Source organism: Spirillospora sp. NPDC000708 (assembly GCF_040299565.1).
In the GTDB taxonomy this organism is placed as follows: Bacteria; Actinomycetota; Actinomycetes; order Streptosporangiales; family Streptosporangiaceae; genus Spirillospora.
Genome location: NZ_JBEPCJ010000093.1, coordinates 19,428 through 42,688 on the forward strand (window position 1 = coordinate 19,428; position 23,261 = coordinate 42,688).

A 23,261-nucleotide genomic window follows, 5' to 3' on the forward strand; every position below is an offset into this window, starting at 1 on the left:
GAAAGAGGAGACCAATGCCGCACCTGAAGAGGACCCTGACCTTCGCCGGCGCAGCGCTGGCCCTCACCGCGCCCCTCGTGGCCTCCGGTTCGCCCGCGTTCGCGGCGGCCCGCGACGGCGTCTGCGACAGCGGTGAGTTCTGCTACTACTACAACAGCGACGAGGCCGGTTCGATCTCCGACTTCACCACCTCGATCGGCGACTACGGCACCACCCAGCCCTCCTGCTACGAGTTCAAGGGCCCGGGGAACGGCCAGGGCGTCTGCGTGAAGAACAACGCGGCGTCGGTGTGGAACCGCACCGGCCACACGGTGCGGGTCTACTACAACAGCAATTACGGCGGCTCGTCCCAGGACTTCGCGGCCGGCGCGAAGGGCAACCTCAACGCCACGCTGAAGAACAACAACGCCTCCCACCAGATCCTCGACGGGTCGGGGCAGACGCCGCGCAACGACTACGACGGGAACGCGCGCGGATTCGCGCAGAACAACTGCACCGCCTTCGCGGCGTGGCGGATCGCCAGCCGGCTCGGCGTCCCGAGCTTCAGCAACTCGTGGAAGACCACCTGGGGCAACGCGGGCACCTGGGACGACGCCGCCCGCAGGGTCGGCGTGACGGTCAACACGACGCCGTCGGTCGGCGCGATCGCCGTCAACGACGTGCACAAGGTCGGCCACGTCGCCTACGTCAACCGGGTCTACTCCGACGGCTCGTTCGACGTCGAGGAGTACAACTGGAACAACCCGCTCGCGTACGGCACCCGCTCGCACGTGCACGTGAGCAGCGCCCAGGCCGACTTCCAGTGGATGCTCCACTTCTGAGAGGCGGCTGGGAATGGCGATCCGCACAAGGGTGATGGGCGTCCTCGCCGCCGTGGTGACGGTGCTGGCGGGCGTCGTGGTGGTGGCCGGACCGGCGTCCGCGGCGTCCCGTGACGGGGTCTGCGACAGCGGCGAGTTCTGCTACTACTTCAACAGCGACGAGGCCGGCTCGGTCTCCGACTTCACCGGCTCCCTCGACGACTACGGGACGACCCAGCCGACCTGCTACGAATTCAAGGGCGCCGGGAACGGCCAGGGCGTCTGCGTGAAGAACAACGCGGCGTCGGTGTGGAACCGCACGAGCTACACGGTGCGGGTCTACTACAACAGCAATTACGCCGGCTCCTACCAGGACTTCGCGGCCGGCGCGAAAGGCAACCTCAACGCGACGCTGAAGAACAACAACGCCTCCCACCAGCTCCTCGCGTCGCAGCCCAGCGGATGCAAGACCGACGGGTCCAACACGACGCTGCCGTCCTCGATCCTGGTGTACCGGGTCGGCCTGGGCCGGGTGGACCGCGTCGACTTCAAGACCTACGTCAAGAACGTCCTTCCGAACGAGTGGATCTCGAGCTGGCCGAGCGCCTCGCTGGACGCGGGGGCTATGGCCGTCAAGAGCTACGCCTGGTACTGGGCGCTGCACTCGACCCGCAAGACCTCGGGCGGCGCGTGCTACGACGTCCGCGACGACACCGGTGACCAGGTGTACCGGCCGTCCTCGGCGGTGTCGTCGACGTCCGCCGCCGTCGACCGCACGTGGTCGACCCGGATGACCCGCAGCGGCAACATCCTGATCGCGCACTACTGCTCCACCACGACCGCCTGCGGCGCGTGGGTGGACGGGAACTGGATGTCGCAGTACGGCTCGCGCGACATGGCGAACGCCGGCTCGGACTTCCGGGCGATCCTCCGCCACTACTACCGGGACATCGTCCTCTCCTGACGGGCCCCTCCCCGCGCGGCGGGGCACCGGCATCCAGCCGGTGCCCCGCCGCCCCGCGCCGCCGGCCCTCGCGGGCCACGGAACGGCGGTCGGTCAGGGCGCGGACGGCGAACCGGGGGCGGCGGTCGGCGTCGGCGACGCGGCCGGCGGCGCGCCCGATCCCGCGTCCTCGGTCGGCTTGGGGCCGACGAACAGCATCACCTGGCCGTCCGCCCACGGGACGGCGTCGTGCACGTACCAGTTCCCCGGAACCTGCCCCGGGTAGCGGACCTGGCTCTCGTTGCCCACCATCACCCGGTACTCGGGGACGGTGACCTTCCGCTTCGCCAGCGCGGCCAGCACCTCCGACAGGTGCCGCCCCCGGTACGCCATCCCGTGCATGGCCTCGCCGCGCGCGGTCGCCTGGGCGGTGCTCTGGTACTGCTCACCGTGCCGGGCCGCGCGCCCGAAGACGATCGTGGCGGTGCCTGTGTAGCCCTTCCGGATCCGCACCCCCACCGTGCAGTCGTCCCCGCCGCTCGCGACCTCGCAGGCGCCCTTGACGCGGATCTCGGTGACGTCGCCGGGGCGCGTCCCCTCGCTGGTGTCCTCCATCACGACGGTGCCCACGATCGAGGGCGAGACGGGCACCAGGCTCAGGCCGACGTGCAGCCCGTGCGCGGCGAACTCCTGCTTGTAGCGCGCGGGGTCGGCGTAGGGGTCGCGGATCCGCACGTCGATGTAGCCGCCCTTGCGGGTGAAGCTGAGCGCGGCGGCCAGCTGCACCCGCCCGTGCGAGCTCGTGGGCGGCGCGGACCGTACGGGGTCGCGCCCGGGATCGCCGGAGCCCCCGGACTGCGTGACGAGCATCGCGGCGACCGCGGCCGCGGCGACTCCGGTGGCGAGTAGCGGAAGCCCGATGGCGAGCCGCCGGCGCGCCCGGGGCTTGGCGGGGACCGGGTCCGCGGCGGCGGGGCCGGCGGCTTCGGCGGGTGCGGCGAGGATGCGTCCGGCCAGGTCGGCGGCCGTCTCGTCGGTGAGCAGCTCGGCGGCGCGGGCGTCGGTGACGGGGGCGAGGCGGCCGATGAGCGGGTCGATGTCGTGGTTCATGCGCGTTCTCCGTTGATGACCGCTGCGGGCATGGCGTGGGCGTTCGGGGCCTGGGCACCCTGCCGGTCCAGGGCGCGGGCGAACCGGCGGCGGGCCCGGTGCAGCCGGATCCGCACCGCGTTGCGGGAGCACCCGAGCACCGCGGCGATCTCGCCGTGGTCCAGGCCCTCCCAGCCGACCAGCGACAGCAGCTCCCGGTCGCCCTCGGACAGCTCGCCGAACGCCGCCGCGATCGCGGCGAGCTCCCCGTCCCGCGGCGGCACGCGGTGCGCCGCGAGATCGCTGCGCAGCCGCCCCGCCAGGTCGCCGACCAGCGCCGACCGGCGGCGCTCGCCCCGGTGGTGGTTCGCCAGCACGCGGCGGGCGACGCCGTACAGCCACAGCCGGGCCGCGTCGCCGCGCGGCACGTCGTCCAGCCGCCGCCAGGCGACCAGGAACGTCTCGGCGAGCACGTCCGCCGCGTCCTGCGGATCGGCCGTGCGGCGCAGCGCGTAGCCGAGGATCCCGGCGCGGTGGGCCGCGTAGACGTGCTCGAAGCGGCGCCGCCGTTCGTCGGGCGGGGGTGGTTCCGAGGTGGCGGACACGTAAGTTTCCTCTCGCCGTGCGGACCGGACGACCACCACATGTCCGGCGGCGGCCGAGCATTTCACTGCCACCCGGCGAGCGGCGCCGCCCGCGCCTCCGCCCGCGCGGGGCCGAGGGACCTCTACAATTCCGCGGGTGGCCGCCTATCACGATCATGATGCGTTCGAGGGCCTGGACGTCTCCGCCCTCCCGCCGCGCCAGCAGCGGATCCTGGCCACGATCCGGGACTGGGTCGTCCGGTACGGCTACCCGCCGAGCACGCGGCAGATCGGCGACGCCGTCGGCCTGCGGTCATCGTCGTCGGTGTCGCGGCATCTCGCCAGCCTGGAGGACAAGGGCTTCCTGCGCCGGGGCGCCGCCGTCGCCCGCCCGATCGACGTGCGGTCCTTCCTGCGGGACGCCCCGGACGAGGCGCCCGCAGGGGACTCGGTGCCCGTCCCGGTCGTCGGCGACATCGCCGCCGGCGTGCCCATCACCGCCGAGCAGCACGCCGACGGCATGCTTGCGCTGCCCCGCGAGCTCGTCGGGCGGGGCACCGTCTTCGCGCTGCGGGTGCGCGGCGACTCGATGATCGAGGCCGCGATCTGCGACGGCGACACCGTCGTGGTCCGGCAGCAGCCCGAGGCGCACTCGGGGCAGATCGTCGCCGCGATGATCGACGGCGAGGCCACCGTGAAGGTCTACCGGCGCCGCGGCGGGCACGTCCTCCTCGAACCCCGCAACCCCGCGTACGACGTCATCGACGGCGACCGCGCCGTCATCCTCGGCATCGTCGTCTCGGTCCTGCGCAGCGTCTGATCCGGCGCCGCGCCCGCGATCCCGGGCGGGCTCAGGACGAGACGACGGCGCGGGCCCAGGCGTAGTCGGGCTTGCCGACGGGCGTGCGCCGCACGGCGTCCACGAAGCGGTAGACGCGCGGCACCTTGTAGCCCGCGAGCCGCTCCCGGCAGTGCGCGGTGAGCGCCTCCTCGCCGGTGCGCGCCTCGTCTCCGGCGGGCGTCCCGTCCGCCCAGGTCACGACGGCGGCGACGCGGTGGCCGAACCTCGGGTCGGCGGCGCCCACGACCACGGCGTCCGCGACGGACGGGTGGCCGCGCAGGACCGTCTCGACCTCCTCCGCGAACACCTTCTCGCCGCCGGTGTTGATGACCAGCGACCCGCGGCCGAGCAGCGTGACCGTGCCGTCGTCCTCGACGCGCGCGTGGTCGCCCTGCAGCGCCCACCGCCTGCCGTCCGGGTCGCGGACGAACGTCGCCGCGGTCTTCGCCTCGTCGCCCCAGTACGCGAGGGGGATGTGGCCGGTGCGGGCCACCAGCCCCTCGGCGCCGGGCGGCACCGGGCGCAGGTCGTCGCCGAGGACCGCGAACCCGGGGGCGAGCTGGAAGCGGCCGTCGCCCACGCTGACGCCCATCGCGCCGGTCTCGGTGCCGCCGAGGTTGTCGGAGATGTAGACGTCCGGCAGCGCGGCCCGCAGCCGCTCCCTCACGCCGGACGACAGCGGCGCGCCGCCCGACCCGAACCCGAAGATCTCCAGGTCCGGGTGCGCGCCGGTGGCCAGCTCGTCCGCGACGGGCCCGGCCATCCCGTTGCCGACCAGCATGAACACCTGGCTGCGCTCGCGCGCGGCGAGCTCCAGCGCGGCCCGCGCGTCGAAGTGCCGTCCGGTCCACAGGATCGCCGTGCCGCCCGTGGTGAGGGCGATCAGCGTCATCCACTGGCCGCCGCCGTGCATCAGCGGCGCGTGCACCTGGACGCGCAGCGGCTCCCGCTCCGCGCATCCGGCCAGCTCCTCGGGGGACGCGAGGACGGAGCCGCCGCCGTACGCGCCGCCGCCCAGGGCCGCGAAGAACAGGTCCTCCGACCTCCACAGGACGCCCTTGGGCAGGCCGGTGGTGCCGCCGGTGTAGAGCAGGTAGGGGTCGTCGGGCGAGCGCGGCCCGAACCCCCCGTCCGGGGACGCGGCGGCCAGCGCCTTCTCGTACTCGGCGTCGGCGGCCGCCTCGGCAGGGGAGCCGTCGTCGATGGCGACGGTGTGCCGCAGCCGCGGCAGCCGGTCGCGGTCGACGCCGCCGAGCAGGGACCGCTCGGCGACCAGCGCGACGCAGCCCGCGTCGCCGAGCAGGTGCGCCAGCTCGCCCGCGACGTACCGGTAGTTGACGTTGACGGGGGCGGCGCGGAGCTTGAAGCAGCCGAGCATCGTCTCGACCCATTCGGCCCGGTTGTAGGCGAGGATCCCGACGTGGTCGCCCGGCCGCACGCCCGCGCCGGCGAGATGGTGCGCGACGCGGTTCGCGCGGGCGTCCAGCTCGGCGTACGTCGACCGGACGGGTCCGGCGACGAGCGCGGTGCGGTCCGGGCAGGCGCCGGCGACCACCTCGAAGAGGTCCGCCAGGTTGAAGCGGCGCGTCACGAACGCGCTCCCCGGACCAGCCGTCCCGGCAGCTCGCCGGTGTGCTCGCCGTCCGCGAAGACCTGCGTCCCGGAGACGAACGTCGCGAGGTACCCGTCGGCCCGCTGCACCAGCCGCCGCCCGCCCGCGGGCAGGTCGTACCGCATCTCCGGGCGGCGGTTCGCGACGCGGTCGAAGTCGATGAGGTTGAGGTCGGCCTTCTTGCCCGGGGCGATGACGCCCCGGTCCTCCAGCCCGTACAGCCGGGCCGTGTCGCGGGTCATCAGCCGCACGACGTGCTCCAGCGGCAGCTTCTCGCCGCGCCGCCGGTCCCGCGCCCAGTGGCTCAGCATGGTCGTGGGCAGCGACGCGTCGCAGATGAAGCCGCAGTGCGCGCCGCCGTCGCCGAGCCCGAGCACCGCGCGCGGATGGGTGAGCATCTCGCGGACGGGGTCGAGGCTGCGCTCGGAGTAGTTCAGCAGCGGCAGCAGGAGCAGGTTGCGGCCGTCGTCCTCCAGCAGCAGGTCGTACAGCATCTCCAGCGGGTCGCGGCCGGTCGCCGCCGCGCGGGCCGCCACCGACTCGTCCGGCGCGGGCTCGTAGTCGGGACGGTCGCCGCCCAGCGGGAACAGCCGGTCCAGGCAGCCGCGGACCATGGCGGCGAGCAGGTCCTCCTGCGGCGGGCGCTCGGCGAGGATCCGCGCGCGGACGTCCGGGTCGCGCATCCGCCTCACCCGCTCGGGCAGCGGCAGCAGCGCCAGCTCCGACACGTACGTCGGATGGTCGCCGAACGCGTGCAGCGTCTCCAGCCCGATCAGCATCCCGAACGGCCGCCCCGCCACCTGCGGGTACAGCCGCGCGTCGGTGCCGGCGGACAGCCGCATCAGCTCGCGCCACAGGTCCGGCGCGGCGTCGACCTGGAGCAGCGCGAACGACACCGGGCGGCCGGTCGCCTCCGCCAGCCGCCGCATCCACCGGACCTCGTCCGGCGGGGCGTTGACGTCCTCGCCGGCCGCGCCCACGGGGGCGATCTCGTAGACCCCGGAGTCCAGCTCGCGGAGCGCCTCGCCGATCCCGAACAGCTCCTCCTCGGCCGCGTACGTGCCGGGCACCGGCTCGCCGTCGATCGCGCGGTGGGCGAGCGTGCGGGAGGTGGAGAAGCCGAGCGCCCCGGCGGCCACGCCCTCCTTGACGATCGCCTTCATCGCGGCGATGTCGTCGGCGGTGGCGGGCTCGTTGCGGGCGCCGCGCTCGCCCATCACGTACGCGCGGACGGCGCCGTGCGGGACCTGCGTGCCGAGGTCCATGGTGCGGGGCGTCCGGTCCAGCGCGTCGAGGAACTCCGGGAAGCTCTCCCACTCCCAGGTGATGCCCTCGGCGAGCGCGCTGCCGGGGATGTCCTCGACGCCCTCCATCAGCCCGATCAGCCAGGCGTGCCGGTCGGGCCGGGCGGGCGCGAACCCGACGCCGCAGTTGCCCATGACCGCCGTGGTGACCCCGTGCCAGGACGACGGCGCGAGGATCGGGTCCCAGGTGGCCTGCCCGTCGTAGTGGGTGTGGATGTCCACGAACCCGGGGGTGAGCAGCGCGCCGTCCGCGTCGACCGTGCGGCGGCCGGGCCCGGCGCCGGGGCCGACGGCGGTGATGCGGTCGCCGGTGACGGCGACGTCGGCGGGGTAGGGGGGTGCGCCGGTGCCGTCCACGACCCGGGCGTTCCTGATCACCAGATCATCCATCGGGGTCACTCCTCGCGGCGCTCGCACCCCACTTTGAGACTTATGTCTAGATCGGCGTCTCGCCCCGAACAAGCGATTGGCCGGTATCTGCCATCGTGCCGCCGCGTCCCCGCACGGACAAGGGTCCGCCGGCGGCCGGCCGCTCACGCGCCGTCGACGGCCCGGACCACGTCCTCCCGATGGGTGAGCTGGGGGTGATGGCCCGCGCCGTCGATGACCGTCACCGTGACCTGCGGAAGCGCGTCCAGCACGGCCCGCCCCTCGGTGGTGAGCGGGTCCTCGGAGCCGACGATGACGTGCACGGGCCCGCGGTGGCGGCGCAGCCCGGCCCGGAGGTCGTCACGCCATCGCGGGGCCGCTGTCTCGGCGAGGTACCGGGCGGCGGTGGCGGCGACGGAGCCTCGGCGGAGGTCCGCCGCGCTCGACTGGAGCGCGGCCGCGTGCACCGCCGTGCCGGTGAGCCGCGCGGCCAGCGCCCCGGACGACGCGCGCCGCAGATACAGCCGGGCCAGCGGCGCCCACCGGGCGAGGCGGGCAGGACGCGCTTGAAGGAAGAACGGTGAGACGAGGGTGAGCCGCTCCACCGCCTCCGGATGGGCGGCCGCGGCCTCGACGGCGGCGGCCGCGCCGAGGGAATGGCCCACCAGATGGCGGGCGCCGGTCCCGGTCACCAGCGCGGACAGCCAGGCCGGCCAGTCGTCGCGGCGCCCGGCGCTCATCCCCAGCCCCGGCAGGTCGACGGCGCGGGCGCGGCCCAGCGCCGCGACCACCGGAGCCCAGGAGTCGGCGTTCACCGGCAAGCCCGGCAGGACCACCGTCGGGGCGTCCGGCTCGCCGAGCTCGAACGTCCGCACCCCGGCGGGCGCCGTGAACCGCCGCGCCCCGCCCCCGGCCTCCCCGAAGCGGTGCGCCGCCAGATGGTCGGCCCAGCGGCGGATCGCCGTGGCGGTGTCCGGCATGGCCAGCCCGTGGCGCGCGGCGAACGCGGACGCCGACGCGGTCGGGTACCGGTCCTCCGACAGGAACGTCAGCGTCTCGGGGTCGGCCTTGGTGAGCGACCGGGGCAGGCGCTTGACCAGGGACACCGGGATCCGCGCGCGGGGCGCCCGGATCCGGTAGTGCTCGGCGACGAGCGCGAGGAGGTCCGGCAGGGCGGGCGTGCCGTCGTCCAGCGGCCAGTACGCGGTGCCCTCGGCGGCCTCGTCGTCAGGGAGCAGCGTCATGAACCGGGCGAGGTAGTCGACCGCGACCACTGGGACGAACGTCCGCGCGTTGCCCGGCACCGCCGCGAGCGAGCCCGTCCAGAGGTCCCGCACGGTCGACGCGAGCCCCAGGTACTGGTCGGACTCCCCGGTGGCGCTGTCACCGATGACGCTGGGCGGGTTCACGATCGACCACGGGACGCCCAGCCGCGCCGCCTCCGCCTGGAACACGGCGTCCGCCTCGGCCTTGGACGCCTCGTACGCGCCGAGCGCCCGGTAGGCCTCCCGCCGCCGCTCCTCGCTCCACTCGGTCGGGTCCTGCCCGCCGACGCGGTATCCCGAGACGTGCACCAGGCGGCGCAGGCGCGGCAGCCGCGCCGCGAACGCGACGATCGCGCGCACGCCGTCGACGTTCGCGCGGCGCGCCTCGTCCGCCCGCATCCCGAACCGGTAGGCGCCGGAGCAGTTGTAGACCTCGGTGACGCCTTCGCAGCCGTCCTCGACCAGTGCCGGTGCGCCGAAGTCGGCGCGCAGGTCGGCCGGGGGTTCGCCGTGTCCGTGCTCGTCCAGCCAGCGGACGAGCCGCCGGTGGGACTCCGGGCTCCGGTTCGCCGTGCCGACCCGGACGCCCGCCCGGCCGAGCGCGAGGACCAGGTGGCGCCCGATGAAGCCGCTCGCGCCGAACACCAGCGCGTACCTGTCCCCGCCGCCGTCTCTCTGGGTACTGACCATGGGGAGATAGTAGACCGGTCTACCTATTCGTCAAGCGTGCCGGAGCCCGGCGGTGGCCTCCGGGGCCGTCGAGGAGGGGGCGCCGAGGACGCGCTCCGGGCGTTCGCGGAACCGGAACGGCGGCGCGTCTCAGCAGACGAAAAAAGCAGGGAGAAAACATCTCCCTGCCACTATCAATCTATAGCGCACAGGGGGCCTTGCGGCAAGACCCGGGTCATGGCGCAGAATCTACGGCCGGTGCCGGAACCGGCGGGAATTCAGCATGTCCACGCGGCTGAACCCGGCGGGTCGAACGGCCGGAAATCACCACGGTGAACGGGGGAATTGACTTCATGTTCGATGTGATCATCGCCGGTGGCGGCCCCACCGGCATGATGCTGGCCGGAGAACTGCGGCTGCAGGGCGCGCGCGTGCTCGTCCTGGAGAAGAACGCCGAGCCGGCCCCGCACGTCAGGGCACTCGGGATCCACGTCCGCAGCATCGAGGTGATGGACCAGCGTGGCCTGCTGGACCGGTTCCTCGAACACGGCCGGAAGTACCCGCTCGGCGGGTTCTTCGCGGGCATCACCAAGCCGGCGCCCGAGAACCTGGACACCACGCACCCCTACGTCCTCGGCATCGTGCAGACCGTCACCGACCGCCTGCTGGAGGAGCACGCCGCCGGGTCCGGCGCCGAGATCCGGCGCGGACGCGAGCTGACCGGGCTGAGCCAGGACGACCACGGGGTGACCGCCGAACTGGCCGACGGCACCCGGCTGCGCGCCCGCTACCTCGTCGGATGCGACGGCGGCCGGAGCACGGTCCGCAAGCTGCTCGGCATCGGGTTCTCCGGCGAGCCCGCGAGCAAGGAGACGCTGGTCGGCGAGATGGAGGCGACCGCGGACCCCGAGACGGTCGCCGGCATCGTCGCGGAGATCCGCAAGACCGAGCTGTTCTTCGCCGCCGGGCGGCTCGAGAACGGCCTGTTCCGGGTCATCGTGCCCGCCGCGAGCGTGGCCGAGGACCGCACCGTCCCGCCGACGCTCGAGGATTTCGCGCGGCAACTGCGGGCGTACGCGGGCACCGACTTCGGGATCCACTCGCCGCGCTGGCTGTCCCGGTTCACCGACGCCACCCGCCTCGCCGACCGCTACCGCGACGGCCGGGTCCTGCTGGCGGGCGACGCGGCGCACGTCCACCCGCCGCTCGGCGGGCAGGGCCTCAACCTCGGCGTTCAGGACGCGTTCAACCTCGGCTGGAAGCTCGCGGCGCAGATCGCCGGCTGGGCGCCGGACGGGCTCCTCGACAGCTACGGCACCGAGCGCCGCCCGGTCGCCGCCGAGGTGCTGAACAACACCCGCGCGCAGGGCGTGCTGATGTCCAACGAGCCCGGACCGCGGGCGGTGCGCCGGCTGATGGCGGAGCTGATGGACTTCGAGGAGGTCAACCGGTACCTGATCGAGAAGATCATCGCGACCGGCGTCCGGTACGACCTCGGCGGGGAGCACGAGCTGGTCGGCCGCCGGATGCGGGACGTCGAGCTCAAGCCCGGCCGCCTCTACGAGCTGATGCGCGACGGCCGCGGGCTGCTGCTCGACCGGACCGGCCTGCTCTCCGTCGCGGGATGGGAGTCGCGCGTCGGCCACGTCGTCGACGACCGCCTGGACGTGCCCGCGGCGCTGCTGCGGCCGGACGGCCACGTGGCGTGGGTCGGCGACGACCAGGAGGACCTGCTCGGCCACCTGCCCCGATGGTTCGGCGCCGCCGCTGCCTGAGCCCGGTCGTCGGCTGCGGCCGGCTGCGGCCGGCCGGGGGCGGTCCGTCCCGCGGACGGGGCCGCCCCTCGGCCGGTCAACGGAACGCGGCGATGTGGTCGCGCACCCAGTCCGCGTACGTCCGGGGCGCCCGCTTCAGCACGTTCTCGACGTCCGGGCTGACCCGCTGCTCGGCCGGGGTCGGCGAGCCCAGGACCTCCAGCGTCGTCTCGGCCACGTCCGGCGGCATGAAGTCCAGCATCCGCACCCGCGCCTCGTCGGGGGTCAGCTCCGCGAACCGGACCGGCTCGCCCAGCACCGCCCCGATCGCCTCCGCCTGCTCGCGCGGCGTGATCGGGACGGGCCCGGTCAGCTCGTAGAACCGCCCGGCGTGCCCGTCCTCGCGCAGCGCCGCGGCGGCGACCTCGGCGATGTCCCGCGGGTCGACCGTCGGCAGCGCCACGTCGCCGAACGGCGCCATGACGGTCCGCTCGGCGCGCACCGACGGGATCCAGGCGTAGCTGTTGGAGGCGAAGTTGCCCGGCCGCAGGATCGTCCAGTCCAGGCCCGATCCGCGCACGGCCTCCTCGATCGCCAGCCCGACGACCCCGTGCGACGCCGAGTCCGGGCGCGTCGCCACGCCCAGCGAGGACAGCAGCACCACCCGTCGGACGCCGGCCTTCGCGGCCGCGGCGAGGATCTCGTCCGTCCGCAGCAGGTGCGCGCTGGCCCCGCCGCTCTGCAGGAACAGCGCATTGGCGCCGTCGAACACCGGGCGCAGGCTCGCGGCGTCGACGAGGTCCGCCTTCACGTGCTCGACGCCGCCGGGCACGTCCGCCTCCGTGATGTTCCGGGACGTGGCGGTCACCTTCTCGCCCGCCTCCGCGAGCACCCGCACGAGCGCGCCGCCGGCGTTCCCGGTCGCTCCGGTAACAACGATCATGATCGGTCTCCTGCCGTTCCCCCGCTCGAACGAGCGGTCCGTGGTGGACGCCGACGACGCTAACATCCTGGATATAGTAGGTACCTACAGGAAAGTGACTACCTCAAAGGGGATCCGCATGGCCGAGAAGACGTGGGGCGCCGCGGCCGCGACGGCCGACCCGGAGCAGGCGTGCCCGATCGCGCCGGTCGTCGACATCGTGTTCAGCCGGTGGACGACCCCGATCCTGTGGACGCTCCACCAGGACGGCCGGCAGCGCTTCGTCGAGCTGCAGCGGCGGATCGCCACGATCACCCCGAAGGTCCTGACGCAGCGCCTGCGGCAGCTCGAACGCGACGGACTCGTGGTGCGCACCTACCACCCCGAGGTCCCGCCCCGGGTCGAATACGAGATCAGCGATCTCGGCCGCAGCCTCGGGCCGCTCTTCGCCCATCTCGCGGAATGGGCGTCGGCCAATCTCGAAAAGGTCGACCGGGCCCGCCACGACTACGACGAGGACCCGGCCCGCTGAAACCGCTGCGGGCGCCGCCGGAAATGACGTGACCGGCGGCGGGACGCGCGCCGTTCAGCGGCACATGGCGTCGATGTGATCGGAGAAATGCGGGAACTCGGCTCGCGCGTCCCCGACGATCCGGGCGGGGGAGCGGTGGCGGCCGGGCGCGTGCCGCTCGGCGATCGCGCGGAAGGCGTCGTTCGGCTCCGCCGGTGACTCCGGGTCGTCGAACGCCTCGGCGGGCCCCAGCCCGGCGGCGAAGAGCCAGAGCAGGTCGCCGAGGTCGCGGGCGAGCACGCCGCGCTCCCCCTCGGAGCCGATGTGGACGACGGGCTGCTCCGCGATCGGCGCACCGGGCCGCACCAGCCAGAAGCCGGTGTAGTCGCCGCAGCCGGTCTTGCCGAAGAAGCGGAACTCGCCGCCGTCGGCGTCCTGGTTCCCCGTCCACAGGCGGAACCACCACGCCGTCCGCTCGGGCTCCTCGAACCGGTCGAACGGCTCGAAGTCGCAGCCGCTGGCCTCGTCGGTCTCCTCGTCGTAGTCCCACTCGAAACCGACCTCGACCACCTCGGCCAGGGGAGCGGGCAGGGCGAGAGCGTCAGATGTGTGCGCCACCCCGGCAGGCTAAGCGATCACCCGCCCGCCCGCAGCCCGCCCGCCACTCCCGCCGGCGACTCCTCCTGACCGGTCGTCGGCGAGGACGATTTCGCCACCGGGCGCCGGATGCGCCGGGGCGGCGCCGGTAGGGTGCGGGGATGGTCGCCGATGGCTTCGAAGTGATCTGTGAGATCGAACCGCCCGTCCGCCCGGACCTGGCGCGGGTGCGGCACCAGATCGGCGTGCTGAGCCCGGTCGCCGACTCGTTCCTGATCCCGGACAACCACATCGGGCGGGCGACGGTGTCGAGCGTGGCGGTCGCCCACGAGGTGCAGGCGATGGGCGCCTCCGGGATCGCCTGCCTGAACTCGCGGGACCGCAACCTGCTGGGGTTCCGCCGCGACCTGCTCACGGCCGCGGCGTACGGGGTCGACCGGTTCCTGTTCGTCTACGGCGACAAGCCCACCGTCGGCGGGCGGACGAGCGAGCTGACCGTGCGCGCCATGATCGAGGAGACGCGGGCCGCGGCGGACGACCCGGCGTTCGAGGGACGCGCGCCGTTCCGGGCCGGGGTCGCGTCCGGGCTGCGGCCCGTCCCCGCGTGGAAGGCCGCGGCCGATTTCGTGTTCGTCCAGGTCAGCTACTCGCTGGACGCGCTGCTGCGCTGGCGGGACAGCGTCCGGCTGGACGTCCCGGTCTACGCGGGGGTGATGGTGCTGGCGAGCACCGGCATGGCCCGCAACCTCGCGGCGGCGATCCCCGACATCGCCATCCCGGACGAGCTCGTCGCGGCGGTCGAGCGGGACCGGGACGCCGGGGTGGACGCCGCGTGCGAGCACGTGCTGGCGATCCGCGACAGCGGCGCCTTCGACGGCGTGCACCTGGTGCCGGTCAGCAGGTACCGCCAGGTCGCCGCCCGCCTGGAGCAGCACTTCTGACGGGCGGGCCCGTCACGGGCCCGCCCGGTAGCGGCCCGGGGTCGTGCCGACGAGGTCGGCGAAGGCCGCGATGAAGCCGCTGGGGTTCGCCCAGCCGCAGGCGTGCGCGACGCGGGTCGTGTCGTGGCCGTCGGCGAGGAGGACGAGCGCGTGGTGGACGCGCAGCTGCGTGCGCCACTGGTAGAAGGTCATGCCGAGCTCGTCGTGGAACAGGCGGCTGAGGGTCCGGGGGCTGGCTCCGATCCGCCGCCCGAGCCCGGCGAGCGAGGTGGTGTCGGCGGGGTCCTCGCGCAGCGTCCGGGCGATGGCCCGCAACCGGTCGTCGCGCGGTTCGGGCAGTTGCAGCGGCTGCTCGGGCGCCTCGCGGAGCTCGTCGACGAGGACGCGCCGGAGCCGGGCGCGGGCGCCCGCGGCGCGGTCCTCGCGGCGCGGGCCCGTGAGCGCGAGCAGGATCTCGCGGGCCAGGTCGGAGACCAGGTAGACGGCGGGACGGGCGGGGACGAGCCGGGCCAGGGACGCCGGCAGGAAGACGATCCGCATGTCGGTGCTGCTGTGGGCGCGGTGGTGGTGCGTGAACCCGGCGGGCGTCCAGGCGGCCCGGTTGGCCGGGACGATCGAGGTGCCGTGTTCCGTGTGCACCGACAGGACGCCGCGGGCCGCGTACACCAGGTGCCCGCGCGAGTGGGTCTGCGCCGTGCTCGTCCCGCCCGCCGGCCACAGGTGCGCCCCACCGGACGGCCACAGGCGGGACGCCGGACCGGGCGGGGGAACTTGGCGGCCAACGGGCATGGGTTGGCATTCTAACGGTGGTCGGCCGCACCGCCCTCCGGCGACAGTGGACGCATGAGCCGCGGGTTCTCCCTTCCGTCGAAAGGTGATGTGCGATGAGCGCGACGATGCGGGCGGCCGTCTGCCTCGGGGCCGGTGGGCCGGAGATGCTGGAGGTCCGCGAGGTGCCGGTCCCGGCGGTCCGGGACGGCTGGAGCCTGGTGCGGGTCGAGGGCGCGGGCCTGAACCGGTCGGAGCTGAGGACGCGCCAGGGGCACTCCCCGAACGTGGTGTTCCCGCGCGTGCTCGGCATCGAGTGCGTGGGGGTCGTGGCGGTGTCGACCGATCCCGCGCTGCCGGAGGGGACGACCGTCGCGGCGGTGATGGGGGAGATGGGGCGGGAGTTCGACGGCGGTTACGCGGAGTTCGCGCTGCTGCCGAACGCGCTGCTGATGCCGGTCGCCACCACGCTGCCCTGGGACGTCCTCGCCGCGCTGCCCGAGACGTACCTGACGGCGCAGGGCGCGCTGGAGGCGCTGGGCGCGCTGGGCGGCGGGCGGCTGCTCGTCCGGGGCGGGACGTCGTCGGTCGGGATGGCGGCACTGTCGATCGCGTCCGCGCACGGGCTGGAGATCGCGGCCACCACCCGGCAGAAGGGCAGGATCGGCGCGTTGACCGCCGCCGGCGCCGCCCACGTCCTCATCGACGCGGGCGGTCCGCTGGCGGACGACGTGCGGGCGATCTGGCCCGAGGGCCCCGACCACGTCCTCGACCTCGTTGGAGCGGCCACGGCGGTGGACTCCCTGAGCCTGGTCCGCCGCGGCGGGACGGTCTGCGTGGCGGGCTCGCTCAGCGGCTGGGCCATCCCGGACTTCCAGCCGGTAGCGATGATCCCGTCCGGGACGAGGCTCACGGCCTTCCACAGCGACGACCTCAAGGGCGAGGCGGGCGCCGAGTTGCTGCAGCGGATCGTCCGGCAGGTCGAGGCGGGCGTCTACCGGCCCAACATCGACCGGGTCTTCTCGTTGGCGGACGTCGTCGCGGCGCACCGCCACATGGAGAACGACCAGGCCACCGGGAAGGTCGTCATGATCCCCTAGCCGGGCCGGCCGGCGCTCGCCGGACCGCCGGTGCTCGCCGGGCCGGGCGGTGCTCCGCTAGGGCAGGATCGCGTCGACGTAGCCGCCGTCGACGCGGACCGCCCCGCCGGTGGTGGCCGAGGCGTGCGGCGAGCTGAGGTAGACGACCATGTTGGCGATCTCCTCGGGCTCGATGAGCCGCTGGAGCAGCGAGTTCGGGCGGTGCTCGGCCATGAAGCGGCGCTGCGCCTCGTCCCAGGGCAGGTCGTCCCCGACCATCTCGGCGACGAAGTCCTCCACGCCGCCGGTGTGGGTCGGCCCGGCCAGGACGGTGTTGACAGTGACGCCCGTCCCCGCGACGGCCTTCGCGTAGCCGCGCGAGACGGCCAGCAGCGCCGTCTTCGAGACGCCGTAGTGCACCATCTCCGCGGGGATCGCCACCGCCGAGTCGCTGGCGATGAACTGCACGCGCCCCCAGCCACGCTCGGTCATGCCCGGCAGGTAGAGGCGGGCGAGCCGCACCCCCGACAGGACGTTGACCTCGAAGTAGCGCCGCCACTCGTCGTCGTCGACCTCCAGGACGGGACGCGCCCCGAAGATGCCGAGGTTGTTCACCAGGATGTCGACGTCGGGCGCCTGGGCGCGCACCGCCTCGGCGCCTTCGGCGGTGGCGACGTCGGCGGCCACGCCCCGCAGGTCGGCGTCCGGCAGTTCGGCGCGCAGCGCGTCGAGTGCGGAGTCGACGCTGCCGTCCGACCGGCCGTTGACGATGGTGGTCGCTCCGGCCCGGGCCAGCCCCGCGGCGATGGCGCGGCCGATGCCCTGGGTGGAGCCGCTGACGAAGGCGGTCCGCCCGCTGAGATCGATGTCCATGGCGGTGACCCTTCCCCCGTCGCCGCCGATCAGCCCTACCCGCCGGTGGACGGCGCGGCGGCGGCGCGCAGCGCGGCCGCCCGCGCCTCGCCGAGCGCGGCCACCGCCTCCGCGAGCAGCCGCATCTGGCCGGCGAGGTCGCGGTGCGGTTCGGCCTGCAGGGCGACGAACGCGCCGTCGAACCCGGCGATGCCGAAGTAGTCGAGCTCGTCGGCGACGGCCTGCGCGATCTCCTCGCCCTCCGGCGCGAAGGACAGCGCGATCATCCGGTTCATGTGCGCGCGGCCGTCCCGCCGCACCCGCTCGATGATGCCGTCCACCTCGGCCTCGGCGGCCTCGGCGCTCATGACGAGGAGGAGGTGCAGGCGCAGGAACTCCGGGCGGTCCAGGAACACCTCGCCGGTGCGCAGCAGGAACCACGTCAGCCGCTCGCGCGGGGTGCCGCCCTCGGGGCCGCCCGCCTGGGCGCGCCGCATGGCCGCGAAGAAGTCCTCGGCGCCGCGCGCCATGACCGCCGACAGCAGCCCCGCCTTGGAGTGGAAGTGGTGGTACACCGCGCTCTTCGGCAGGCCGGTCTCCCGGCTCAGCACCGACAGCGAGGTGGCGGCGTAGCCGCGCTCCGCCATGATCCGCGCCGCGACGTCGAGGATCTCCTCCCGTGACCTGCGGCCACGGCGATTCCCGATCGTCTCGTCCGCCACGGGTCGAAGCATAGACGCCCCGCCCGGCCCCCTCGCGCGGCCGATTCTGCACAGCGGAATTTCATGGACACCCAGGAGGAACACATGTGAGGGTGGCCACTGTTGTACCGAACGACCGGTCCAAAACTTGATCGGAAGAGCCGCCCCCGGAGCCCGCATGAGCCAGCATTTCGACGCCGACGTCGCGATCGTCGGTTACGGCCCCACCGGCGTGACCGCCGCCCTGACCCTCGCGAAGCGCGGCGTCCCGGTGGTCGCGTTCGAGCGGGACGCCGCCATCTACCCGCGCGCCCGCGCCGTCACCGTCAACGACTGGACGATGCGGATCTTCCAGAGCCTCGGCATCGACGAGCGGATCACGAAGGTGATCGAGCCGCAGCGGGCGCTGCGCTGGGTGACCTACGACGGCACCGAGATCATGCGCGTCGAGCACCCGCCGTCCGCGCTCGGCCCCGGGCCCCGGTTCTACAACATCTACCAGCCGGCCATGGAGGCCGAGCTGCGCGCCTGCGCCGAGGACCACGGCGACCTGATCGACGTCCGCTACGGCGCCGAGGTGACCGGGCTGGAGCAGGACGCCGGCGGCGTCACGGTGACGGCGGTGGACGCCGCGACGGGCGAGGAGCGCACCGTCCGCGCCCGCTACGCGATCGGCGCCGACGGCGGCGGCAGCCCCACCCGCGGCATGATCGGCAGCCGGCTGGACGGCGACACGAACGACGTGCAGTGGATCGTCATCGACTGCCGCGTCAAGCGCTGGTGGCCCGACCGCGACTTCCTCACGTTCTGGTCCGACCGGCAGCGCCCGGTGGTCGACATCGCGCTGTCCGCGGGCAACCACCGCTGGGAGATCCCGCTCGAGCCGCACGAGACCGAGGCGGACTTCGCGTCCGAGGCCGACGTCTGGCCGCTGCTCAAGGCGCTGGGCGTCACCACCGACGACGTCTCGATCCACCAGTGGGCCTTCTACCGCCACCACACCCGGATGGCCGACTCCTGGCGGTCGGGCCGGGTCTTCCTCGCCGGGGACGCCGCCCACCTCATGCCCCCGTGGGCGGGCGCCGGCATGCAGACCGGCATGCGCGACGCCCACAACCTGTGCTGGAAGCTCGCCCGCGTCCTCACCGGCGAGTTCGACGAGAGCTGGCTCGACACCTACGAGACCGAGCGGCGGCCGAACGCCGCGTTCTACACCGGCCTCGCCGTCGGGCTGGGCCGGGTCATCAAGCAGGAGGCGACCCCGGCGGAGATCGAGGAGATGAACCGGGTGCCGGAGGGCACGGTGACGCCGTTCGAGCCGCCGCTGATCGCGCCGCCGGTGCTGGAGGCGGGCTGGATCCGCGGGCCGGTCGGGGACGCGAGCATCGTCGGCCGCATGGTCCCGCAGCCCGTCGCGGGGGACGCGACCGGCCGGATGGCGCGCCTCGACGACCTGCTCGGCGACGGCTTCGTGCTGCTCGGCGCGGACGTCGACCCCGCGGAACTGCTCACCGCCGAGGAGCGGGAGCGCTGGGACGCGCTCGGCGCCCGCTACGTCGCGGTCCGCCCGAAGACCGCCTACACGCAGGGACCCGAGGAACTGGTCGACCTCGACGAGGTCCTGCTGCCGTGGCTGGCACGGTACGGCGTCCGCGCCGTCGCGGTGCGCCCCGACCGGTTCGTTGCGGCCGCCGACGTCTCCGGCCTCGCCGCCCCCGCATGACCCGCCGCCCGTACCGCCGCTCGTACCGCGGCGCCGAGAGCAAGGAGGACTCCCGATGACCGGAGTCAAGGAACTGGCGTACGTCGTCTACGAGGCGAGCAGCCTCGACGACTGGGAGCACTTCGGCGTGAGCCTGCTCGGCATGCAGCTCGCCGGGAAGTCCGCCGACGCCATCGCCCTGCGCACCGACCGGAAGGCCCACCGCTGGCTCGTGCGGCGCGGACCGGCCGACGACCTGGTCGCCAGCGGCTATGAGGTCACCGACGGCGCCGCCCTCGACGCGCTCATCGAACGGCTGACGGCCGCCGGCGTCGAGGTCGCCGAGGGCGACGCCGACCTCGCCGCGTCCCGCGCCGTCGACCGCATCGCGGTGACCGCGGACCCGATGGGCAACCGCGTCGAGCTGGTCACCGGCTTCGCCGACGCCCCCGACCCCTTCCACTCCGACGCGCTGCTCGGCGAGTTCGTCACCGGCGCCGGGGGCGCGGGCCACCACGTGCTGCTGTCGAAGGGCGTCGCCCGCGAGACGTACCTGGAGTTCTACGAGGGGCTGCTCGGCTTCCGGATCTCCGACCGCATCGTCGAGGAGCTCGCGCCCGGCGCCGTCGCCGACCTGATCTTCCTGCGCTGCAACCCCCGCCACCACTCCGTCGCGTTCGGCGACATGCCGCACCCGAAGCGGACCCACCACTTCATGATCGAGGTCACCGACGTCCGCGACGTCGGCATGGCCTACGACCGCTGCATGGACGCGGGGCAGCCGTTCGAGATGACCCTCGGCATGCACCCCAACGACCGCATGTTCAGCTTCTACGTGCGGACGCCGTCCGGCTTCAGCGTCGAGTACGGCTGGGGCGGCCTGCTCGTCGACGACGACACCTGGCAGGTCACGACGCTGGACCGGCTCCACAGCTGGGGGCACCGGCCGCCCGAGGTCGTCGCCGGCCTGCTCTCCCGCGCCTCCGGAAAGGACGCACTCTGATGGCACTGACCCAGGCCGAGGCCGCCCGCACCGTCCAGACCCGGGACTGGAAGCTCCGCTACTACGAGGCGGGCGACGGGCGGCCGGTCGTCCTGCTGCACGGAAGCGGCCCCGGCGCGACGGGCTGGAGCAACTTCTCCGGCAACATCGAGGCGCTGGCCCGGCACTTCCACGTGTACGCGGTGGACATGCCCGGCTGGGGCGAGTCGGACGCCGCGACCGTCGACCGCCTCGACCACGTGGACGCGGCGATCCAGTTCCTCGACGCCCTCGGCATCGCCAAGGCCGCGTTCGTCGGGAACTCGATGGGCGGGCAGACCTCGCTCCGGCTCGCCACGGAGCACCCGGACCGGATCACCCACCTGGTCACGATGGGCCCGCCGGTGGGGCGGATCCCGTCCCTCTTCGCCCCGGGCGACGGGCCGTCCGAGGGCCTGAAGGTGCTTATCGAGGCGTACCGCGACGCGAGTCCGGAGAACATGCGCCGGCTCGTCGAGATCATGTGCTTCGACAAGGCCCGGTTCGCCACGCCGGAGCTGTGCGAGGCCCGTTCGGACGCGGCGCTGGCCCGCCCCGAGCACCTGCGCAACTACGTCGAGGGGCTGCCGAAGGGCGCGCCGCTCCCGATCTGGGTCAAGCCGGAGCTGCTGCCCGGCATCCAGGTCCCGACGCTTCTCATCCACGGGCGGGACGACCGGGTCGTGCCGTTCGAGAACTCGCTGCACCTGCTCGCCGCCATCCCCGACAGCCGGCTGGTGCTGCTGAACCGGTGCGGCCACTGGGCGATGATCGAGCACGCGGACGAGTTCAACCGGCTCGTCACCGACTTCATCCGCGGCACCTCGTAACCGCGACGGCACGCGAAGCGGCGGAACGGAGCGGGACGGAACGGAGCGGGACGGGACCGAGCGACGACCGGGACGGAGAGCGGCGGGGCCGCCTCCGTCCCGCCGTCATGCCCGGGGAGCGGCCGCTCATCCTCCGGCCGGGCTCGGCTCCGCGACGGCGCCCTCCGGCGCCGCGCCGGTACCGGTGTGGAGGACCTCGCGCGCCTGCTCCGCGGCGCGGAGCAGGCTCTCGCTGACGAAGTCGATGAAGCGGGCCCCGCCTTCGAGGCGGTCGGCGGCGGGCGTGCCGCGCCCGAGGACGGTGACGCCCTGCCGCATGGCCTCCATGACCTGCACGAGGGCCTGGGCACTGGCGACCAGCGACTGGTACCAGATGTCGTCGTCGACGATGTAGCGCTCGCGGCGCCCCTCGGCGCGCTCCCTGCGGACGAGGCCCTGCTCCTCCAGGAACGTGATCGACTTGGACACCGACGCCGGGCTGACCTGGAGGCGCCCGGCGAGTTCGGACGCGGTGAGGCTGCCGGAGTCGGTGGTGTAGAGGCAGGCCATGACCCGGGCCATCATCTTCGGCGTGCCCGAGGCCATGAAGACGGTGGTGAGCGTCTCCTCGAACTCGGCCACGGCCTCGGGGTCGCGCCCGTCGGCCTGCGGGGGCGCCTCCGGCCCCCGGGGCGCCGCCTGCCGGCGGCGGTGGGCGCGGCGCTCGGTGGCGCGGTGGGCCAGGTCCGCGCGGTAGCCGGCGGGACCGCCGTTGCGCATCACCTCGCGCGTGATCGTCGAGGTCGGACGCTCCAGGCGTCTGGCGATCTCGGCGTAGGCCAGGCCGTCGGCCAGCCCGACCGCGATCTGCTGGCGTTCCTGCTGGGTGAGCCTGCCTCCCGGCATCACGGCCTCCTTCATGCTCCTCGGACGCCCTCACCATAGCGTTCACTCTCATTTCATTGCAACAAGAGCGCCCGTTTCGTTGCGTTACTTTTCAGCTCGTTGCAACAATAATCTTGGATCTACCAGCGAAGATAGTGGTTTTGTGCAACAGGCTTCTTGCTGAACCTGGAAAGGCAACGTAGCGTTTGCGTTGTCAGAAACAAGCGGGCCGCAAGGGCGGCCCCCCAGCAAGGAGCAGACGATGACCACCTTCGCCACCCCCGCCCCGATCACCGCGACCCTGGACGTCCCGGCCGGCCGCGTGCAGGTCATCGCCGCCGACCGCGCCGACACCAGCGTGCAGGTCCGGCCCGCCGACCCGGGCAAGAACCGCGACGCCAAGGCCGCCGAGCAGGTGAGCGTGGAGTTCGCCGACGGGGAACTGCGGGTCCAGGCCCCGACCGGCAACCAGTACTTCGGGTCCACCGGAGCGGTCGAGGTGACGATCCAGCTGCCCGCCGGGTCCCGGGTGCGGGCCAAGGCCGCCGCGACCGAGTTCCGCGGCGTCGGCCGCCTGGGCGAGGTCGCCTTCGACGGCGCCTACCGCCAGATCAAGATCGACGAGGCCGGGAGCCTGGAGCTGGCCGCCACCGACGGTGACGTGGAGGTCGGCCGCCTCAACGGCCCCGCGCACATCACCACCCAGCGCGGCGACATCCGCATCACCGAAGCCACCGGCACCGGGCAGGTCGACCTGCGCACCCAGTCCGGCGACATCTCCATCGGCGCCGCCCCGGGCGTCTCGGCCGCCCTGGACGCCGGCACCTCCCTCGGCCGCATCACCAACAGCCTCAAGAACGACGGCACCGCCCAGCTCGACATCCGCGCCACCACCACCCGCGGCGACATCACCGCCCGCAGCCTCTGACCCCCGCATCGTGAAACCACGGGGCCCGCCCTCGGCGGCGGGCCCCCGGGTCTCAAACCCCCACCCCCTTTCAAGGAGTTCCCCCATGGCGAATCTGGCGATCGAGGCGGTCGGGCTGCGCAAGTCCTACCGCGACAAGACCGGCGAGAAGGTCGTGCTGGACGGCATCGACCTGGCCGTCCCCGAAGCGACGATCTTCTCTCTGCTCGGCCCCAACGGGGCCGGCAAGACCACCACCGTCCAGATCCTGTCCACCCTGACCCGCGCCGACGCCGGCCGGATCCACGTCGCCGGACACGACCTGGCACACCGACC

The 23,261-nt window shown here is 73.7% G+C and carries 23 protein-coding genes; 12 read left to right on the forward strand and 11 right to left on the reverse strand.

The window, feature by feature from the left end:
- The first annotated feature begins 14 nt into the window (after positions 1-14).
- A complete protein-coding gene (locus ABT299_RS42360) occupies positions 15-821 on the forward strand; it encodes a CHAP domain-containing protein (protein ID WP_190864563.1) in 807 nt (268 codons plus the stop codon).
- Between the two features lie 13 nt (positions 822-834).
- Entirely contained in the window at positions 835-1,764 is a 930-nt protein-coding gene (locus ABT299_RS42365) for a peptidase inhibitor family I36 protein (protein ID WP_387030746.1), read from the forward strand.
- 93 nt (positions 1,765-1,857) lie between these two features.
- On the opposite strand, the gene ABT299_RS42370 is transcribed toward ABT299_RS42365, so the two are convergent.
- Positions 1,858-2,853 (reverse strand): hypothetical protein, encoded by a 996-nt coding sequence (locus tag ABT299_RS42370; RefSeq protein ID WP_500254206.1) that lies wholly within the window; start codon positions 2,851-2,853, stop codon positions 1,858-1,860.
- Entirely contained in the window at positions 2,850-3,437 is a 588-nt protein-coding gene (locus tag ABT299_RS42375; protein ID WP_190864549.1) for a sigma-70 family RNA polymerase sigma factor, read from the reverse strand. The genes ABT299_RS42370 and ABT299_RS42375 overlap by 4 nt, the downstream gene beginning before the upstream one ends.
- A 127-nt stretch (positions 3,438-3,564) precedes the next feature.
- On the opposite strand from ABT299_RS42375, the gene lexA reads away from it, so the two are divergent.
- The gene (gene lexA / locus ABT299_RS42380; protein ID WP_347256989.1) at positions 3,565-4,236 is read left to right on the forward strand and encodes a transcriptional repressor LexA; all 672 of its coding nucleotides are present in this window, start codon (positions 3,565-3,567) and stop codon (positions 4,234-4,236) included.
- A 31-nt stretch (positions 4,237-4,267) separates the two neighbouring features.
- On the opposite strand, the gene ABT299_RS42385 is transcribed toward lexA, so the two are convergent.
- The 3 genes from ABT299_RS42385 to ABT299_RS42395 form a co-directional block, all read right to left on the reverse strand.
- Positions 4,268-5,848: an AMP-binding protein gene (locus ABT299_RS42385; RefSeq protein WP_500254207.1), complete on the reverse strand. Its 1,581-nt coding sequence runs from the start codon at positions 5,846-5,848 to the stop codon at positions 4,268-4,270.
- A complete protein-coding gene (locus tag ABT299_RS42390; protein WP_500254208.1) occupies positions 5,845-7,563 on the reverse strand; it encodes an N-acyl-D-amino-acid deacylase family protein in 1,719 nt (572 codons plus the stop codon). The genes ABT299_RS42385 and ABT299_RS42390 overlap by 4 nt, the downstream gene beginning before the upstream one ends.
- Before the next feature lie 143 nt (positions 7,564-7,706).
- The gene (locus ABT299_RS42395; RefSeq protein ID WP_500254209.1) at positions 7,707-9,497 is read right to left on the reverse strand and encodes an alpha/beta fold hydrolase; all 1,791 of its coding nucleotides are present in this window, start codon (positions 9,495-9,497) and stop codon (positions 7,707-7,709) included.
- A gap of 332 nt (positions 9,498-9,829) precedes the next feature.
- Here ABT299_RS42395 and rox point away from each other — a divergent pair, with 332 nt between their 5' ends.
- The gene (gene rox / locus ABT299_RS42400; protein WP_500254210.1) at positions 9,830-11,251 is read left to right on the forward strand and encodes a rifampin monooxygenase; all 1,422 of its coding nucleotides are present in this window, start codon (positions 9,830-9,832) and stop codon (positions 11,249-11,251) included.
- Between the two features lie 76 nt (positions 11,252-11,327).
- Here rox and ABT299_RS42405 read toward each other — a convergent pair whose 3' ends face one another.
- Entirely contained in the window at positions 11,328-12,173 is an 846-nt protein-coding gene (locus tag ABT299_RS42405) for an NAD(P)H-binding protein (RefSeq protein WP_500254211.1), read from the reverse strand.
- 118 nt (positions 12,174-12,291) lie between these two features.
- Here ABT299_RS42405 and ABT299_RS42410 point away from each other — a divergent pair, with 118 nt between their 5' ends.
- Positions 12,292-12,684, forward strand: coding sequence for a winged helix-turn-helix transcriptional regulator (locus ABT299_RS42410; RefSeq protein WP_387030732.1), 393 nt, complete (start codon positions 12,292-12,294; stop codon positions 12,682-12,684).
- Positions 12,685-12,738: 54 nt separating this feature from the next.
- Here the strand turns inward: ABT299_RS42410 and ABT299_RS42415 are convergent, their stop codons facing one another.
- Positions 12,739-13,281 carry an SMI1/KNR4 family protein gene (locus ABT299_RS42415; protein ID WP_433241241.1) on the reverse strand — a complete coding sequence of 181 codons (543 nt, stop codon included), beginning with the start codon at positions 13,279-13,281 and terminating at the stop codon, positions 12,739-12,741.
- Between the two features lie 140 nt (positions 13,282-13,421).
- Between ABT299_RS42415 and ABT299_RS42420 the strand changes: the two genes are divergently transcribed.
- Positions 13,422-14,201 (forward strand): methylenetetrahydrofolate reductase, encoded by a 780-nt coding sequence (locus ABT299_RS42420; protein ID WP_500254212.1) that lies wholly within the window; start codon positions 13,422-13,424, stop codon positions 14,199-14,201.
- A gap of 12 nt (positions 14,202-14,213) precedes the next feature.
- On the opposite strand, the gene ABT299_RS42425 is transcribed toward ABT299_RS42420, so the two are convergent.
- A complete protein-coding gene (locus ABT299_RS42425) occupies positions 14,214-14,990 on the reverse strand; it encodes a helix-turn-helix transcriptional regulator (protein WP_500254213.1) in 777 nt (258 codons plus the stop codon).
- Between the two features lie 95 nt (positions 14,991-15,085).
- Between ABT299_RS42425 and ABT299_RS42430 the strand changes: the two genes are divergently transcribed.
- A complete protein-coding gene (locus ABT299_RS42430) occupies positions 15,086-16,069 on the forward strand; it encodes a zinc-binding dehydrogenase (protein ID WP_500254214.1) in 984 nt (327 codons plus the stop codon).
- 57 nt (positions 16,070-16,126) lie between these two features.
- On the opposite strand, the gene ABT299_RS42435 is transcribed toward ABT299_RS42430, so the two are convergent.
- Together ABT299_RS42435 and ABT299_RS42440 are read right to left on the reverse strand one after the other, a co-directional pair.
- Positions 16,127-16,921: an SDR family NAD(P)-dependent oxidoreductase gene (locus tag ABT299_RS42435; RefSeq protein ID WP_190864525.1), complete on the reverse strand. Its 795-nt coding sequence runs from the start codon at positions 16,919-16,921 to the stop codon at positions 16,127-16,129.
- Positions 16,922-16,956: 35 nt separating this feature from the next.
- On the reverse strand, positions 16,957-17,622 hold the full coding sequence (locus ABT299_RS42440; RefSeq protein ID WP_500254215.1) for a TetR/AcrR family transcriptional regulator: 666 nt from the start codon (positions 17,620-17,622) through the stop codon (positions 16,957-16,959).
- A 157-nt stretch (positions 17,623-17,779) separates the two neighbouring features.
- Between ABT299_RS42440 and ABT299_RS42445 the strand changes: the two genes are divergently transcribed.
- The 3 genes from ABT299_RS42445 to ABT299_RS42455 are packed head-to-tail and all read left to right on the forward strand — an operon-like array spanning position 17,780 to position 21,154.
- On the forward strand, positions 17,780-19,324 hold the full coding sequence (locus tag ABT299_RS42445) for a bifunctional 3-(3-hydroxy-phenyl)propionate/3-hydroxycinnamic acid hydroxylase (protein WP_500254216.1): 1,545 nt from the start codon (positions 17,780-17,782) through the stop codon (positions 19,322-19,324).
- Between the two features lie 55 nt (positions 19,325-19,379).
- On the forward strand, positions 19,380-20,306 hold the full coding sequence (locus ABT299_RS42450) for a VOC family protein (protein WP_387030713.1): 927 nt from the start codon (positions 19,380-19,382) through the stop codon (positions 20,304-20,306).
- Positions 20,306-21,154, forward strand: a complete 849-nt coding sequence (locus ABT299_RS42455; RefSeq protein ID WP_500254217.1) for an alpha/beta fold hydrolase — start codon at positions 20,306-20,308, stop codon at positions 21,152-21,154. Before ABT299_RS42450 ends, ABT299_RS42455 begins: the two co-directional genes overlap by 1 nt.
- A gap of 126 nt (positions 21,155-21,280) precedes the next feature.
- Here ABT299_RS42455 and ABT299_RS42460 read toward each other — a convergent pair whose 3' ends face one another.
- On the reverse strand, positions 21,281-22,039 hold the full coding sequence (locus tag ABT299_RS42460) for a GbsR/MarR family transcriptional regulator (protein ID WP_387030708.1): 759 nt from the start codon (positions 22,037-22,039) through the stop codon (positions 21,281-21,283).
- 241 nt (positions 22,040-22,280) lie between these two features.
- Between ABT299_RS42460 and ABT299_RS42465 the strand changes: the two genes are divergently transcribed.
- The gene (locus ABT299_RS42465; protein ID WP_500254218.1) at positions 22,281-22,946 is read left to right on the forward strand and encodes a DUF4097 family beta strand repeat-containing protein; all 666 of its coding nucleotides are present in this window, start codon (positions 22,281-22,283) and stop codon (positions 22,944-22,946) included.
- A gap of 85 nt (positions 22,947-23,031) precedes the next feature.
- Positions 23,032-23,261 (forward strand): ATP-binding cassette domain-containing protein (locus tag ABT299_RS42470; protein ID WP_500254219.1); only part of this gene is annotated, 230 nt, incomplete at its 3' end.

Bases quoted from the DNA above. Each gene is read 5' to 3' on its own strand.
- ABT299_RS42360 (WP_190864563.1), top strand. From the start codon at position 15: ATGCCGCACCTGAAGAGGACCCTGACCTTCGCCGGCGCAGCGCTGGCC.
- ABT299_RS42365 (WP_387030746.1), top strand. From the start codon at position 835: ATGGCGATCCGCACAAGGGTGATGGGCGTCCTCGCCGCCGTGGTGACG.
- ABT299_RS42370 (WP_500254206.1), bottom strand. From the start codon at position 2,853: ATGAACCACGACATCGACCCGCTCATCGGCCGCCTCGCCCCCGTCACC.
- ABT299_RS42390 (WP_500254208.1), bottom strand. From the start codon at position 7,563: ATGGATGATCTGGTGATCAGGAACGCCCGGGTCGTGGACGGCACCGGC.
- ABT299_RS42395 (WP_500254209.1), bottom strand. From the start codon at position 9,497: ATGGTCAGTACCCAGAGAGACGGCGGCGGGGACAGGTACGCGCTGGTG.
- rox (WP_500254210.1), top strand. From the start codon at position 9,830: ATGTTCGATGTGATCATCGCCGGTGGCGGCCCCACCGGCATGATGCTG.
- ABT299_RS42405 (WP_500254211.1), bottom strand. From the start codon at position 12,173: ATGATCGTTGTTACCGGAGCGACCGGGAACGCCGGCGGCGCGCTCGTG.
- ABT299_RS42410 (WP_387030732.1), top strand. From the start codon at position 12,292: ATGGCCGAGAAGACGTGGGGCGCCGCGGCCGCGACGGCCGACCCGGAG.
- ABT299_RS42420 (WP_500254212.1), top strand. From the start codon at position 13,422: ATGGTCGCCGATGGCTTCGAAGTGATCTGTGAGATCGAACCGCCCGTC.
- ABT299_RS42425 (WP_500254213.1), bottom strand. From the start codon at position 14,990: ATGCCCGTTGGCCGCCAAGTTCCCCCGCCCGGTCCGGCGTCCCGCCTG.
- ABT299_RS42430 (WP_500254214.1), top strand. From the start codon at position 15,086: ATGAGCGCGACGATGCGGGCGGCCGTCTGCCTCGGGGCCGGTGGGCCG.
- ABT299_RS42435 (WP_190864525.1), bottom strand. From the start codon at position 16,921: ATGGACATCGATCTCAGCGGGCGGACCGCCTTCGTCAGCGGCTCCACC.
- ABT299_RS42445 (WP_500254216.1), top strand. From the start codon at position 17,780: ATGAGCCAGCATTTCGACGCCGACGTCGCGATCGTCGGTTACGGCCCC.
- ABT299_RS42450 (WP_387030713.1), top strand. From the start codon at position 19,380: ATGACCGGAGTCAAGGAACTGGCGTACGTCGTCTACGAGGCGAGCAGC.
- ABT299_RS42455 (WP_500254217.1), top strand. From the start codon at position 20,306: ATGGCACTGACCCAGGCCGAGGCCGCCCGCACCGTCCAGACCCGGGAC.
- ABT299_RS42460 (WP_387030708.1), bottom strand. From the start codon at position 22,039: ATGCCGGGAGGCAGGCTCACCCAGCAGGAACGCCAGCAGATCGCGGTC.
- ABT299_RS42465 (WP_500254218.1), top strand. From the start codon at position 22,281: ATGACCACCTTCGCCACCCCCGCCCCGATCACCGCGACCCTGGACGTC.